This is a genomic window from Spirosoma soli (assembly GCF_042684525.1).
GTDB lineage: Bacteria > Bacteroidota > Bacteroidia > Cytophagales > Spirosomataceae > Spirosoma > Spirosoma soli.
This window is the reverse complement of the sequence record NZ_JBHULN010000014.1, coordinates 116,097-131,253: the sequence shown is the minus strand read 5'-3', so window position 1 is coordinate 131,253 and position 15,157 is coordinate 116,097. Positions and strand designations below refer to the sequence as shown.

The 15,157-nt window shown below is 51.0% G+C and carries 10 protein-coding genes and 1 pseudogene; all 11 read left to right on the top strand.

The genetic code is table 11. From position 1 onward, the window contains the following. Positions 1–3: 3 nt before the first annotated feature. The 11 genes and pseudogenes from ACFSUS_RS20540 to ACFSUS_RS20490 all read left to right on the top strand — a co-directional run bounded on the left by ACFSUS_RS20540 (position 4) and on the right by ACFSUS_RS20490 (position 15,059). Positions 4–2,661, top strand: coding sequence for an ABC transporter permease (locus ACFSUS_RS20540; protein ID WP_381525623.1), 2,658 nt, complete (start codon positions 4–6; stop codon positions 2,659–2,661). 56 nt (positions 2,662–2,717) lie between these two features. After that, positions 2,718–3,089: pseudogene (locus ACFSUS_RS20535) on the top strand (permease prefix domain 2-containing transporter); the annotation flags it as partial. An 84-nt stretch (positions 3,090–3,173) separates the two neighbouring features. Then, complete coding sequence (locus ACFSUS_RS20530; protein ID WP_381525622.1) at positions 3,174–3,380, top strand: ATP-dependent Clp protease proteolytic subunit; 207 nt, start codon at positions 3,174–3,176, stop codon at positions 3,378–3,380. A gap of 255 nt (positions 3,381–3,635) precedes the next feature. Further along, positions 3,636–3,971, top strand: a complete 336-nt coding sequence (locus ACFSUS_RS20525; protein ID WP_381525621.1) for a PadR family transcriptional regulator — start codon at positions 3,636–3,638, stop codon at positions 3,969–3,971. A 74-nt stretch (positions 3,972–4,045) separates the two neighbouring features. Further along, complete coding sequence (locus tag ACFSUS_RS20520; RefSeq protein WP_381525620.1) at positions 4,046–6,793, top strand: permease prefix domain 2-containing transporter; 2,748 nt, start codon at positions 4,046–4,048, stop codon at positions 6,791–6,793. Positions 6,794–6,864: 71 nt separating this feature from the next. Beyond that, positions 6,865–9,489 (top strand): ABC transporter permease, encoded by a 2,625-nt coding sequence (locus ACFSUS_RS20515; protein ID WP_381525619.1) that lies wholly within the window; start codon positions 6,865–6,867, stop codon positions 9,487–9,489. A gap of 84 nt (positions 9,490–9,573) precedes the next feature. After that, complete coding sequence (locus ACFSUS_RS20510) at positions 9,574–11,937, top strand: ABC transporter permease (RefSeq protein WP_381525618.1); 2,364 nt, start codon at positions 9,574–9,576, stop codon at positions 11,935–11,937. A 71-nt stretch (positions 11,938–12,008) separates the two neighbouring features. Then, positions 12,009–12,383, top strand: a complete 375-nt coding sequence (locus tag ACFSUS_RS20505) for a SnoaL-like domain-containing protein (protein WP_381525617.1) — start codon at positions 12,009–12,011, stop codon at positions 12,381–12,383. Between the two features lie 175 nt (positions 12,384–12,558). After that, on the top strand, positions 12,559–13,515 hold the full coding sequence (locus ACFSUS_RS20500; protein WP_381525616.1) for a pentapeptide repeat-containing protein: 957 nt from the start codon (positions 12,559–12,561) through the stop codon (positions 13,513–13,515). An 11-nt stretch (positions 13,516–13,526) separates the two neighbouring features. After that, on the top strand, positions 13,527–14,294 hold the full coding sequence (locus ACFSUS_RS20495; RefSeq protein WP_381525615.1) for an ABC transporter ATP-binding protein: 768 nt from the start codon (positions 13,527–13,529) through the stop codon (positions 14,292–14,294). Continuing rightward, positions 14,295–15,059 carry an ABC transporter permease gene (locus ACFSUS_RS20490; protein WP_381525614.1) on the top strand — a complete coding sequence of 255 codons (765 nt, stop codon included), beginning with the start codon at positions 14,295–14,297 and terminating at the stop codon, positions 15,057–15,059. Positions 15,060–15,157: the final 98 nt, after the last annotated feature.

Below are 15,157 nucleotides of genomic sequence, written 5' to 3'. Positions count from 1 at the left end.
GTCATGGCAAAGCACTTACCAACCACTCCGCCCACCTGGGCCGACCGACTTTTGAGTCGGCTTGTTCCGACCGACCTGGCCGAAGAGCTGCTGGGTGATCTGCACGAGCAGTTTGCTCAGCAGGTGGCTGATCTTGGCGAGGCAAAAGCGCAACGGCTTTACATGGTTGAAGTCCTCAAATTTTGTCGACCGTACTTTCTCAAACGACGCGCAGAGCACCATAGGCACAAAGATCAACGGATTGATTATTACGCTAAACCTTACTCATTAAGTCCAGACATGATCCGCAACTATTTCAAGATCGCCTTCCGAAACCTCGTCAAGAACAAGGTTTACTCATTCATCAACATCGCTGGCCTGGCGACCGGCATGGCTGTAGCAATGCTCATCGGGCTTTGGCTGTGGGACGAACTATCCGCCAACAAATCGCATCAGCACTACGACCGAATCGCGCAGGTGATGCAGAATCAGACGTTTAACGGCGATGTACAAACGTGGGAGTCTATGCCCTACGTAATGGCCGACGTACTGGCGAACAGGTACGGTGATTCGTTCAAGCACGTAGTTATATCGACCTGGATCGGTGGACACGTCTTAACAGCCGGTGACAATAAGCTGATCAAAAGCGGTTCCTACATGGGCTCCGACGCTCCCGAAATGCTGACACTGACGATGTTGAAAGGCACACGGGCTGGCCTGAAAGATCCCAGCTCCATCATGCTGTCGGAGTCGGTCGCTAAAGCGTTCTTTGGCGACGCCGATCCGCTTGGTAAGCTAATGAGAATCGACAATAAGGTGGACGCCAAAGTGACGGGCGTGTACGAAGACCTACCTTACAACTCGCAGTTCAAAGATTTATCCTTCATTGCGCCCTGGGAATTAAACCTGGTTGCCGAACCCTGGCTGAAGCAAATGGAGAACCCCTGGGGCATGAACGGCTTTCCCACGTTCGTTCAACTGGCCAGTAACATTGATCTTGATAAAGCATCTGCCCAGATCAAGGACGCCAAACTGCGGTATGGGGTTAAAAATGATTCCAAGTACCACCCCCAGCTCTTTCTGCACCCGATGCGGGATTGGCACTTGTACGGCGATTTTAAGAACGGTGTTAATGCCGGTGGTCGCATCGAATTTGTGTGGCTGTTCGGCATCATCGGCGTGTTCGTATTGCTGCTGGCTTGCATTAACTTCATGAACCTCAGCACGGCGCGTTCTGAGAAGCGGGCTAAGGAAGTAGGTATTCGTAAAGTTGTCGGCTCGGTTCGTACGCAGTTGATTAGCCAGTTCTTCAGCGAATCGCTGCTGGTCGTCGCCATTGCTTTTGTGCTGTGCCTGCTGCTGGTACAACTCATCCTGCCCACGTTCAATGAAGTAGCCGACAAGAAGATGTCTATCCTGTGGGCAAACCCCTGGTTCTGGTTGGCCAGCATCGGGTTTAGCCTCGCGACGGGCCTTGTTGCGGGCAGTTATCCGGCCTTGTTCCTGTCGTCGTTCCAGCCCATTAAGGTTCTGAAAGGAACGTTCCGGATAGGTCGCTTTGCTGCTATTCCGCGCAAGGTGTTAGTCGTTGTTCAGTTTACCGTTTCCGTGACACTAATCATTGGCACCATCATCGTCTTCCGCCAGATTCAACACGCGCAGAATCGCCCGGTTGGCTATAATCGGTCAGGCTTAGTCACGTTCGGCCTGGCCCGAGAAGCCTACAAACACATTGACGTGTTCCGGGATGAGTTGAAGAAAGCGGGGGCGGTCACTGAAGTAGCTTATACAAGCTCCCCCCTTACGGCAGTTTGGTCCACGAACGGCGGCTTCGAGTGGCGAGGTAAAGACCCCAACATGGCTACTGACTTTCCGCATACGCAAGTATCACCAGAATTCGGCAAAACCGTCGGGTGGCAGTTTAAGGAAGGGCGGGATTTTTCCAGAGACTATGCGTCCGACTCTTTAGCGTTTGTCATCAACGAAGCTGCAGCTAAGTTCATGGGCTTCAAGAACCCGGTGGGCGAAATTATTCGCTGGGCGGGCAGGTCGTTCAAAGTCATCGGCGTCATCAAAGACGTGGTCGTGCAGTCACCGTATGACCTCATCAGGCCGTCGATTTATTCTATATCACGGGATTATGACGAGTTCGTCGTAGTCCGAATTAATCCAGCCGTAAGTACGCAGGATGCTTTGGCTAAAATTGAAACAGTATTTAAGAAGTACAGCCCTGACGCACTGTTCAACTACCAATTCGTCGATGACGAATACGCCAAAAAATTCGGCAATGAGCAGCGGATTGGCAAGCTGGCCAGCTTCTTCGCCGTGTTAGCGATCTTCATCAGTTGCTTGGGCATCTTCGGCTTAGCGTCGTTTATGGCCGAACAACGCACCAAAGAGATCGGCGTTCGCAAGGTGCTGGGCGCGTCGGTGGTCAACCTCTGGCGGCTATTGTCCAAAGACTTTATATTCCTGGTGTTCATCTCGCTGCTTATCGCCACACCTATCGCCTACTATTTTCTCAGCGGCTGGCTGGAAAAATACCAGTACCGCACGGACATTTCGTGGTGGGTGTTTGTCATCGCGGGCGCGGGTGCTTTGCTGATTACGCTGCTGACAGTGAGTTACCAGGCCATCAAGGCTGCACTGATGAATCCGGTTAAATCCTTACGAACGGAATAAATCGCTGAGGGCATGGGGCTAAGGGTAAAGCCAGTCCCTTAGCCCCTCCGCCACTCGCCGACCGCCTGTTGAAGCGACTCCTGCCAGAAGACTTGGTGGAAGAGTTATTAGGCGATCTGCACGAGCAGTTTGCCAAACAGGTGGCCAAGGTAGGTGAGGCTAAAGCGCGACGGCTCTACATGCTGGAAGTGCTCAGGTATTGCCGACCGTATTTCCTGAAACGACGTGCGGCTAAACGTAAACAGCATGCAAGTGAATACCCTGAAGCTTTTTCATTAAGTCCCGATATGCTACGCAATTATGTCAAAATCGCCTGGCGTAACTTTCAACGCAACAAGACGTTCTCCGCTATCAACATCGTTGGACTGTCAACCGGCATAGCCTGTTGCATCCTGCTATTGCTCTATATCCGTAGCGAACTGTCGTAGGACAAACATCACCAGCGGGTTGATGATCTGTATTTAGCCAACACTAAGGGAGTATCGGCATCGGGTGACGGGAAGGAATGGCCTATGTTGGGAGCACCGTACGCAGCCGCCTTGCAGGCTGGGTTCCCCGAGGTTGAGCAGGTCTCGCGACTCTTATGGGCTGCTATGTCGGACGATAAAGTGCTGTTGCGGGCGCAGCAACGACTCGAGCGCAGGGCCGACCGCGACTACTGGATCAAAGCCGAAGAAGCTAAAGAGTACGGCTTCATCGACGAAGTGTTGATGCGCTAACTGTACCCGAACCGTTGGTTCGGGCTACCTAACAAGCCGTCAGCCCAAATTCGGGCACCGACGGCTTGTTTTTGTTTGACCCAAGCCTGTCCGCGACCGTACGACGCTTGTCCGTTTTTGGACACCTCATCGCTACACAAATATCAGAAATGGGCCTGTACGCTGCCTAACGTGCGGTTTCCCATTCTGGCAAGACATTTGACATACAGAAATAGAAGTAATAAAGCGAAACACCATCACATTAACCTACTGCCCATGCGACGGAGTGATTTAGGCGAGTTTGAAGAGGTCGTTTTACTAGCCGTAGCTGTACTCTCGCCCAAGGCGTATTCGGTAATTATCGCCGAAGAACTCGAACGAGAGACTGGACAGACCGTCAGCACGGGAGCCGTCCATGCGGCTCTGCAACGTCTCGAGCAGAAAGGCTACCTGAGCTCCCAACTCGGCGAGGCAACACCCGAACGCGGTGGCCGACGCAAGCGCTTGTTCACCGTTACGGCCCTCGGTGGACGCGTCCTGAACGAAGTACATTCGGTTAGGACGCGGCTTTGGGAACGCATTGTTCCGCAAACGATACTCAAGTGGAGTTAACCTGTTTGGGGATGGGGCCGGGGGCCAAGGATAATACCCACCAAGTCCACGCCCTTAGTATCCAGCCCAACGCTATGAACCCGAACACATCACCAACTCCCCGAGACAGCATCGGAATGCCAGACCACGGCGGACCGGCTGGCCCGCCCAAATGGCTCGATAAGCTGCTCAGCCGGCTGGTAGCTCCGCACCTGCGCGAGGAGGTGTTGGGAGACATCCACGAACGGTATGCCCTGCGAGTCAAGCGGCTGGGCGAACGAAGGGCGCGATGGACGTACTGGCGGGAAGTGTTGGGGTATGTTAGGCCATCGATGATTAAACGACAAATACAGGAATATCCAAACCCAACTAATGTAGTCATGCTACGCAACCATTTCAAAATTGCCTTCCGAACCCTGAGCCGACACAAGCTGTACACCAGCCTAAATGTGGCCGGTTTAACCTTCGGCGTCACCTGTTTTTTACTGATCGGATTGTACCTCTTCGATGAACTGACCTTCGACCAGCAACACAGCCGAACAAACCGGATCTACCGGGCCATTCAGCATAAAAAAACACCTACCGAAGATCTGACTATTGCAGCGTCGAGCTACAAGGTGGCTGAAGAATCGAAGAAACGGATTGCCGAAATCGAAAACTCGGCCCGGATTAACCGAGTTGGAAGAGCCAATCTCTCGAACCCGGAAAACAAGAATACGTTTCAGGAAACAATCGCCTTTGGTTCCTCGGGGCTGCTGGAAGTGTTTGACTTCGAAGCCGTTGACGGCGACAGTAAGTCAGGGTTGAAAGAGCCTAATTCCATCGTTATTGTCGAAGAATTAGCGCAGCGGCTTTTCAACACCACCCAGGTTGTCGGCAAGACCGTCATCGTTGAATTTATGCCCGATAAACCGCTGAAGATAACGGCGGTCCTGAAAAATCACCCCCGTAATTCAAGTTTTAACTTCAACTCGATCATTTCGGAAGCGACCATCGCCAACAGCGACGACTTTGCTCAGTGGACAGCTGATTGGGATGAGCAAAATTTCCTGACGTTTTTTCTGCTGAAAAAACAAGCCAATCCCGAAGTCGCGGCTCAGAAGATCAATAACTTACTCAATGCCAATGTAAAATGGGAAGCAGGGCATTCGATGACCTATACCTTGCAACCCCTCGCTGACATGCATCTGCACTCCGAAAACATTGAGGATGGCGCCAGAAACGGTAACGTAGAAGCGATGAGCCAGGGCGTTCTGCTTTACATCAAAATCTTTGCGATTGTCGCGTTGTTTGTCCTGCTCATTGCCTGCATCAATTACATGAACCTCGCCACGGCCCGGGCATCCAACCGGTCGAAGGAAATTGGTGTTCGTAAAGCCAGTGGCGCGTTTCAGAGTCATCTCATCCATCAGTTCCTGACCGAATCGCTGGTCGTAACGGCTATTTCTTTTCTGCTGGCTGTGGTGTTAGTCAATCTACTGCTTCCTGCCTTTAATGAATTCACTCACAAAGAACTCTCGTTAGGCATTTATAGTGATTATCGGATTTGGCTATATACCTTCGTTGCCCTGGTTATAACGGCCTTATTATCGGGCAGTTATCCCGCCTTTTTACTGTCTCGTTTTAGCCCTCTGTTGTTGCTGAAGAATCTTAAACTGCAAAGCAAGGGCGATCTGTCACTGCGGAAAGGATTAGTCGTGTTCCAGTTTACGATTTCGGTCGTCATGATGATCGCCACCGTCGTTCTTTTCCAGCAAGTTCGGTTTGCCAACAACAAGAATCTGGGCTTCAACAAAGAGCTTTTAGTGGTGGTCGACATCAACAGTGGTAAAGTACGGAGTGGTGCCGAGACCATCAAAGCCGAATTTAGCCGGATTCCAACCGTCAAAAACGTGTCGGCGACCTCGCGAGTACCGGGCGAGTGGAAGACTATTTCTACGGTCAAAATCAGGCCCGAGGGAAATACCGACGAACACAAAATCGCTTATCTGATTGGAGCCGACGAAAACTTTGCCAGAACCTTTGAAGTACAGTTGCTGAACGGTCGAAATTTTGGCGGAATGAGCGATTCGACGTCCGTCATCTTAAACGAAACAGCCGCCAAACTACTTGGTATCCGGGAGGCCTCGGCGCAGCAAGTTGAGATACCCGCCCGAGCAATGGGCGGAAGCTATAACCCACTCAACGAGGCAAACCAACCTTTTAACGCAAGAGTCGTCGGAATTGTAAAGGATTTTCATTTTCAATCCTTACGCGAAAAGATTGCCCCGCTGGTGTTGGCTTACCAGAAGAATCCGGTCTATCCGATCGATTATTATACAGCCCGAATTGAAGGCAAGGCTATTCCGGCAACCTTGGCCAAAATGAACGACGTTCTGACCAGTATTGATCCTACGCACCAGTTGGAATATCACTTTCTGGATGAGCAACTGGCCCGTTTCTACGCCGAAGATCAGCGCCGGGAAACCCTGCTGATCTGGGTAGCGTTGGCTACCATTTTCATTGCCTGCCTGGGACTGTTCGGGTTGGCTACTTATGCCGCTGAACAACGCATCAAGGAAATAGGTGTTCGGAAAGTGCTGGGGGCAAGCGTCCTGAACCTTACCGCTCTGCTCTCCAAAGACTTTTTGAGATTGGTTTTAATCGCTAATGGCATTGCCTTTCCGCTGGCCTGGTGGGCTACGCATCAATGGCTACAAGAGTTTGCTTACCACATTGATGTGGAATGGTGGATGTTTATCATAGCGGGGATCTTGTCCATCATCGTTGCCTTAGCGACCGTCAGTTATCAGGCGATTAAGGCGGCCTTGGTGAACCCAGTGAAAAGTTTACGCAGCGAATAGATGGCGAAGGGACGGGGGTATGGGGCTTAGGATAAGCTCCGCCCTGTGCCCCATGCCCTAGGCCCAACCCCATGAACCCAAACCCAACACCTCCGCCCAAATGGCTCGATAAGCTGCTCACTAAGCTGGTGGCTCCGCACCTGCGCGAGGAGGTATTGGGCGACATTCACGAGCGCTACGCCTTACGGGTGCAGCGGCTAGGCGAGCGCAAAGCCCGAACTACGTACTGGCGCGAGGCACTGGCGTATATGAGACCTGAGTTTATCAAACATAAACATTCTGATCCGGCGTACCGGCAGTACCCAAATCCAACGAATACAGCTATGTTACGTAGTTATCTCAAAATCGCCTGGCGTAACCTGGTCAGCCAAAAAGGCTACTCATTCATCAACATTTCGGGCTTAGCCGTTGGCATGGCCGTTGCTATGCTCATTGGCCTATGGGTATTTCATGAGTATTCGTACGACAAGTTTCTGCCAAACTATCAGCAACTCTATCAGGTAAAGCGAAACTATAACAGCAATGGCGATACGCTCACCTTTGCAACGACCTCGCTCAAGCTAGCTGACGCTCTGCGCCATCAGATACCGGAGATTGAGTATGTTGCCGAAAGCGATTACATGGAACCTCATGGCCTCAAAGTTGGCGACCAAAAGTTCTACATGAACGGAGCCCGAATCGGAAGCGACTTTCTGAAGATGTTTCAGTATCCGCTGGTCAAAGGAGAGGCTAGTATCGCCTTGCAAGATCCCTATTCGATTGTTCTTACCGAGTCAACCGCCAAAGCATTTTTTGGTGACGAGCCTGCAATGGGCAAAACCGTTCGGTTCGATAACCAGAACGACTTAAAAGTGACTGGTATCCTAAAAGACCTCCCGACGACCTCTTCCCTACAATTCAAATTTCTGGTTCCATTTAGCTATTACGAAGCGACAGATGACAACGCCCGTATGGCCCGCAGCGGCAGCTTCGGCGATAACTCGTATCAGATCTTTATCAAGCTCAAATCCAGTGTCGATTACGCACAGGTAGCCCCTAAAATTGCCCTTATTGAACACACCGAGACAAACAATGTAAACGCCATGAACTCGGTGGTCATTCTTCAGCCACTACAAAACTGGCATCTGTATTCAACTTATCAGAACGGAAAAGAAACGGGTGGATTCATCGACTACGTCCGTATGTTTACTCTTATCGGTATGCTGGTTGTCCTGATTGCCTGCATCAATTTCGTCAACCTGACCACCGCCCGGTCCGCTAAGCGTGCCAAAGAAGTGGGCATCCGAAAGTCAGTTGGCTCGCAACGGCAGCAACTTATCAGCCAATTTCTGACCGAATCGTTCCTTCTCACGTTGGTCGCTTTCTTGTTCTCACTCCTGTTCGTACAGCTCTCACTACCCGCCTTCAATGCACTGATTAATAGCCAAATAGCCATTCCCTACGCAAAGGGTGAGTTTTGGCTGGCTCTGCTGAGCTGCCTTCTGATTACGGCTCTCTTAGCAGGTAGCGTACCCGCGTTTTACCTGTCGTCTTTCCAACCCATAAGGGTTCTAAAAGGCATGATGCAAGTCGGCAGAGCGGCTTCATGGCCCCGCAAAATCCTGGTCATCGCCCAGTTTAGCTGCTCCATCGCGTTGATTCTGAGCGCCGTTGTCGTTTTTCGACAAATCCAACACGCCAAGAACAGGCCAATCGGATATAATGTCAACCGCCTGATGACGACCGGCCTGAACACTGAGTTAGGAAATAATTTCACTATCCTGAAAGATGAGTTACTCCGGAATGGCATTGCCGAAAGTGTATCACAGTCATCAAGCCCCCCTACCGACATCTGGTGGCATACCGACGTAGAGAAATGGCCAGGCAAAAACGCCGGTGAAACGGTGGAAATGGGTATCATTCAGGTGGCTAAAGATTACTTTAAAACGGTAGGCATGACGCTGGCGCAAGGGCGGGATTTCACGAGCGAAAACGACACGACCAGCGTTATTATGAACGAAGCGGCTATGAAGCGACTGCGCCTGGCGCATCCCGTTGGCCAGTTCATTGAGTGGCAAGGGCGGCAGCTGCAAATTGTCGGGGTAGCCAAAGACGCCTTGATGCAGTCGCCCTTTGCTCAGGCAGACCCTACTCTGTTTTTCAGCAGGCCCGGTTCGCTCAACGTTCTTCTATACCGCATTTCGCCCCGTCTGTCAACACAGCAAGCCCTTACGCAGATGACGGCCTTATTCAATAAATACAATCCCTCGTACCCCTACAGCTATCAGTTCGCCGATGTGAACTACGCGGCCAAGTTTAACCTCGAAACCCTGATCGGTAAACTGGCTGGTATTTTCGCGGGTCTCGCCATATTCATCTCCTGCTTAGGCCTGTTTGGGTTGGCCTCGTTCATGGCCGAGCAACGGACCAAAGAGATTGGCGTCCGCAAGGTGCTGGGCGCGTCGGTACTCAACGTGTGGAGCTTACTGTCCAGGGAGTTTATTTATCTGGTTGGCATCGCCTTTATCATCGCGGCAACACTGGCGTATTACCTGCTCGCTAACTGGCTCCAAAAATACGAGTACCGTACTGGAATACCGTGGTGGATTTTCGCCCTGACGGGTTTGGGAGCCCTGCTGGTTACATTACTGACGGTCAGTCTCCAAAGCATTAAAGCAGCCCTAGCCAACCCGGTGAAGAGCTTACGAACCGAGTAGCCGCCAAAGTAGCTTAACCTTTTTTAACAACCTGTCTATCAACAATGTCCGTACCTTGGCTACCCAACCAAGTACGGACATTTCATGCTTACGAACTACTTCAAGATTGCCTGGCGCACCCTCGTTAAAAATCGGCTTTATACCGGAATTAACATCGCCGGGCTATCGGTCAGCATGGCCGCTTGCTGGCTAATTACCCTGTATGTCTGGAACGAACTAACCTTCGACCAGTTTCACGAACGCGCCGATTCAATCTATCGTGTCATCACTCGGTTCAAGATGACAAACTCGGACGATGGCCTGGCCTTATCGAGCGCGGATGTTGGCCCTCGACTACAGCAGACGTACCCCGAAGTGTTGAAAACCGTCCGGTTCAAGTCCGTCCCCGTTGCAACCATCCGAAAAGGCAATGAACTGACGAACGAAGGGGACGTGTATCAAGTTGACAAAAGCCTTTTTGACGTATTCTCCTACCACCTACTTTTCGGCAGCAAAACCGCTTGGGATAGGCCCAACAGCGCGATACTGACCCAACAAATAGCGGAGAAGTACTTTGGAGAAACCAATCCGATCGGAAAAATTCTACAACTGAATGGGCAACCTTATACGGTAACCGGCGTGTTGCAAAACCTTCCAGCCAACACGGATTTGACGTTTAAGATTTTACTTTCCTGGCAAAATGCACCAGCCACAGTCGAAGACGTTTTCGATACGTCCTGTTTCACCTACGTGCTGTTGGCGGACCACACCCAGGCCAGCAATTTCCGCCGAAAGCTAACCCAATTTGACCAGGTTCAGGTTACCCCCCGCGTTAAGGCATTAGGGCTAGGAAACGATATCAAGATTGAACATCAACTACAGCCGCTGACTGCGCTGCATTTCGTTGGTGGTTTGTTCGATGATACGCCCAAGGGTAATCGACTTTATTTGATCGTCTTCTCCGTCGTGGCCGTATTTATTCTGCTTGTGGCCTGCATCAACTACATGAATCTGTACGTGATTCAATCCACTAGACGTCACAAAGAAGTTGGGGTGCGAAAAGTAATGGGCGCCAGTAAGCGTCAGCTGGTCAACCAATTTTTGGGTGAGGCTTTGTTGATTATGCTGATGAGCACCCTTCTGTCATTCGCCGTGATACTAGGCGTTCGACCAGTGTTTGAACAGCTCACAGGTATTCCGCTGACCATGCCCGACTGGTCATTGGTGGCCGTTGGCCTGGGTGTACTGAGCCTGGTGGGTTTACTAACCGGCCTGTATCCGGCGGTCATTTTATCGTCACCTGAGCCAGTAAACATACTCAAAGGACAATCGTTCGGAATCGGTCGTCAGTGGACCCGCCGATCGCTGGTCATTTTGCAATTCACCCTTTCGGTCATCATAATCGTTAGTACGCTGGTCGTACGACAACAGACACGCTATCTACGCAGTAAAGATCCGGGGTTCGCTAAGGAACAGGTACTTATTGTAAGCGTCCCGGCCGACGAAACGATTCGTAAAAAGATGTCTGTGCTGAAAGCAACCCTAGGCCAAAGCAGCCGTATCGATGCCGTATCGTTGGGATTAAGCCCGATTACCAACGAAGCCAAAGCGAGCGTCATTAAAGAAACGGGCGGCCAGCGAACCGAGCAACTGGTTTTTTCCGCCCACATCGACGAAGCCTATCTCAATCTCTTACGAATCAAACTCCGGGCCGGACGCAACTTCAACCCTAACCTAACCAGTGACAAAAAACACGCGGTGATTGTAAACGAGAGCTTCGTCAAATGGATGGGCTGGCGGATGGATCAGGCCGTTGGGCAGATCGTGAAAACATCCGCGCATGACTCCCTCAACCAACAGGTAATTGGGGTTGTCAGCGACTACCATTTCGCATCGCTTCATAACCGAATCGAGCCCATTCTTTTGTATTACCAAACGGATAATCCGCTTAATGTACTGGTTCGGCTAAAGCCTTCGGATGTAGCGGTTGTCCAATCGGCCTGGGCTTCCCTTATCCCTGCCTATCCGTTCGAAGCTGCGTTTCTGGACACAAGCTTCAACAAGCAATACGAGCAGGAAGAGAAAGGCACAACCCTACTCAGTTGGTTTTCTATCCTGATTATCCTTATTGCCTGTCTTGGACTTTTCGGTCTGATCGCGTTCACCGCCGAGCAACGGACTAAGGAGATTGGCATCCGAAAAGTACTGGGGGCTTCGGTGGTTCAAATCGTAGCTTTGCTGACAAAAGACTTTATGATGCTGGTGCTCATCGCGATTGTGGTTGCCAGCCCCATTGCCTGGTACGCTATGAATCGGTGGTTGCAAAGCTTCGCCTACAAAATCGACATCGACGGGTGGGCGTTCGTTTTTGCGGGTCTACTGGCGATTGGTATTGCACTGTTAACGATTAGTTTCCAGAGTATCAAAGCGGCTTTGATGAATCCGGTGAATAGTTTGCGCAACGAGTAGTAGGCCTGCTGACATACGGCTGTCACCCGGACCCGCGTCCTTTGTGCTGTCAATAAATTAAACACTGTACGATGACAACACAACAGGTTGCTGACCGGTATTACGAGATGGCTCAACAAGGAGAGCTGGAAAAGATTCAGGATGAGTTGTACGCGCTCGACGCGGTGAGTGTTGAACCGGCGAATGCCTCGCAGCTACCGTTATGGGTGAAGGGGCTGGACGCCATGCGCCAAAAAGAGTACCGGTTCTACCAGCAGATGGTCGAAGAAATGCACGGTGGTTTCTGTAACCCACCTGTAGTGTCAACCTTCCATTTCGCCTGCGCGATGGGTATGGACGTTACCCTGAAAGGAGAGGCCCGGCGTGTGAAAGAGCAAATCGGCGTGTTTGAAGTCCGGGACGGCAAAATCGTCTCGGAGCACTTTTTCTACGACGATTTCAAGTAGGTCTCTGCATGGATTCATCCAAAGCACCGCCGGTACCGGCGGTGCTTTTTTGTTGCTTTTCTTTGAAGGTTTCGGCCTGCATACTACTTATAGTTGTCATAAACAACCATAGGTAGCGTAAGTACAACCATAAGTGTTTGCATTTTTTTACTGCCAGCAATGCATCCGAATACCTTTGCAGTGTCAAAAAATCAAACAAAAAACGCTACGTATGGATGCTAAAATGATTGGCAGCAAGATTGCCAAAGCGCGGAAGGAGATAAACATTTCCCAGGCCGAGCTTGCTCAACATCTATTTATTAGTCCACAAGCCGTTGGAAAATGGGAACGCGGGGAATCAATTCCTGACATCGTTACTATCAATCGGCTCGCGAAAATTTTAGGGGTTGACCTTAACTATTTTTCAGCTGATACAGCGCCTGCGGACAGTGGAACGGCCTCTAAAATTAGTAGTGACAGTATTGAGCAAACAGCCCAGGAGGTTAATAATCTCGCCCTCTCGCCGGAGGAGCAGGCACTACCTATGAACTTCAGTGGTAGCGACCTGCCAAAAAGCGATTTTGCGGGGGTTACTGCACATAAAGGAGACTTTAAGGGAAGCGCATTACGTGCCTCCAGCTTTGCCGGTGCGGACCTGACCGGCAGTTCGTTTGCAGGCAGCGATCTGCGTGAAGCCAATTTTGACGGTGCGAATCTAACCGACTGCAATTTATCGGGTATTGACCTTAAGAATGCGAGTTTTAACGAATCTATCCTTGTGCGCACCAACTTCAGTGCGTCGGGGATGGACGGGGTGACGTTTACTGGTATAACACTGACCGACGTTAAGCTGACCTCTACCGACCTAAGAAAAACAGTCTTTGACAATTGCATCTTCGACGGCGTAGACTTTCGGCATTCTGATCTACGGGGCCTGTGCTTGGATGGACAGACCTTTATTAACGTCAAGTTTGAAGGGACGACACTCAATGAAGTTACGTTTAGAGACGCAATACTCAAAAACGTGTCTTTCCGTTCGGCACACATGTCAAAGAAAAAAGCCATGTGCTTTGACGGCGCGACGATGGATAAACTGACACAGGTCGTGCTCAAAGGCCTGGGAGCCGATTTATCGAAGGTCACTATCATCTAAACGCAATGGAAATGAATAAGCAAAATATTGCTATTCAGGTAAACAACCTGAAAAAGTCGTACAAGCAGCTTAATGTGCTAAATGGCGTCGATTTTGACGTAAAGCGGGGTACTGTTTTCGCCCTGCTCGGCTCCAATGGTGCGGGCAAGACAACGATTGTGAAAATCCTGACCACGCTGCTCAAACAAGATAGCGGAACGGCCACCGTTAATGGATTCGACATCGTGGCAAAACCCAACAGCGTGCGGCAATCGATCAGCCTAACCGGGCAGTTTGCCGCCGTGGACGAGGTGTTGACCGGGCGGGAAAACCTGATCATGATAGCCCGGCTGTGGCACCTGGGCAATCCGCGTCAGGTAGCGGACGATTTGCTCAACCGCTTCGGGTTGACTGATGCCGCCGACCGCAGTGCGTCTACGTATTCGGGCGGTATGCGCCGTCGGCTCGACATTGCCATGAGCCTTGTAGGAAAACCACCCCTCATTTTCCTCGACGAGCCGACCACCGGGCTTGATCCAGAGGCCCGGATTGAGGTTTGGAAGATTGTCAAAGAACTGGTTGATAGCGGCACCACAGTATTTCTTACTACCCAGTATCTGGAGGAGGCCGAACAGCTCGCCGATCGAATTGCCATTCTTCATGAGGGCCGGATTATCGTGAGCGGTACGCTCGACGAACTGAAAAAGCTGTTCCCGCCTGCCAAAGTGGAGTACATTGAAAAACAGCCGACACTGGAGGAGATATTTCTGGCAATCATCAATAAAAACGAGAAAAAGTAAATGGAAACGACGAGAACCTATTTTCTGGCGGACATGGGCGTCATGCTTGGCCGTTCCATGCGCCATATTTTTCGCAGTATGGACACCATCATGACGGTCACCATATCGCCGATTGCGATTATGCTGTTGTTTGTTTATGTGTTAGGTGGCGCTATCCAGGCCGGTACGGATAACTATGTGAACTATCTGTTGCCGGGTATACTGCTGATTACCATTGCAAACGGTATAGGCTACGTGTCTTACCGCCTGTTTATGGATAAGCAACGGGGCATCTTCGAGCGATTCCACTCCATGCCGATTGCACGTTCGGCGGCCTTGTGGGGACACGTGCTGACTTCGTTGCTATCTAACGCCCTGTCAATTATCGTGATTATTCTCGTAGCGCTCATCATGGGCTTCCGCTCGTCGGCGGGTCCATTGGAATGGCTTGCCGTAGCCGGTATACTCGGGTTGTTTACACTAGCTTTGACCTGGGTGGCTGCGATTGCCGGATTGTCCGCCAAAACGGTGGACGGCGCCAGTGCCATTGCCTGGCCGATTCACTTTTTGCCATTCATTAGTTCGGCGTTTGTGCCGACTCAGTCCATGCGGGGGCCTGTCCGCGCCTTTGCCGAAAATCAACCGGTTACCTCGATCGTAGAGACCATCCGCGCGCTGCTTTCAAACCAGCCAGTAGGTAATGACATCTGGGTTGCGCTCGCCTGGTGCGTCGGCATTATGCTCGTGGCTTATGTCTTTGCCATGCGGGTATATAAAAACGCCTGACAGAAACGAAATACGGTTGTCCACCGCCGTACACTTACTGTCCGTTTCTGGACAATTTTCCTTATACAACTCACCTGTAAACAGCCGTTTCTGCGAAG

Bases quoted from the DNA above. Each gene is read 5' to 3' on its own strand.
- ACFSUS_RS20515 (WP_381525619.1), top strand. From the start codon at position 6,865: ATGAACCCAAACCCAACACCTCCGCCCAAATGGCTCGATAAGCTGCTC.
- ACFSUS_RS20525 (WP_381525621.1), top strand. From the start codon at position 3,636: ATGCGACGGAGTGATTTAGGCGAGTTTGAAGAGGTCGTTTTACTAGCC.
- ACFSUS_RS20540 (WP_381525623.1), top strand. From the start codon at position 4: ATGGCAAAGCACTTACCAACCACTCCGCCCACCTGGGCCGACCGACTT.
- ACFSUS_RS20505 (WP_381525617.1), top strand. From the start codon at position 12,009: ATGACAACACAACAGGTTGCTGACCGGTATTACGAGATGGCTCAACAA.
- ACFSUS_RS20520 (WP_381525620.1), top strand. From the start codon at position 4,046: ATGAACCCGAACACATCACCAACTCCCCGAGACAGCATCGGAATGCCA.
- ACFSUS_RS20495 (WP_381525615.1), top strand. From the start codon at position 13,527: ATGAATAAGCAAAATATTGCTATTCAGGTAAACAACCTGAAAAAGTCG.
- ACFSUS_RS20530 (WP_381525622.1), top strand. From the start codon at position 3,174: ATGTTGGGAGCACCGTACGCAGCCGCCTTGCAGGCTGGGTTCCCCGAG.
- ACFSUS_RS20510 (WP_381525618.1), top strand. From the start codon at position 9,574: ATGCTTACGAACTACTTCAAGATTGCCTGGCGCACCCTCGTTAAAAAT.
- ACFSUS_RS20490 (WP_381525614.1), top strand. From the start codon at position 14,295: ATGGAAACGACGAGAACCTATTTTCTGGCGGACATGGGCGTCATGCTT.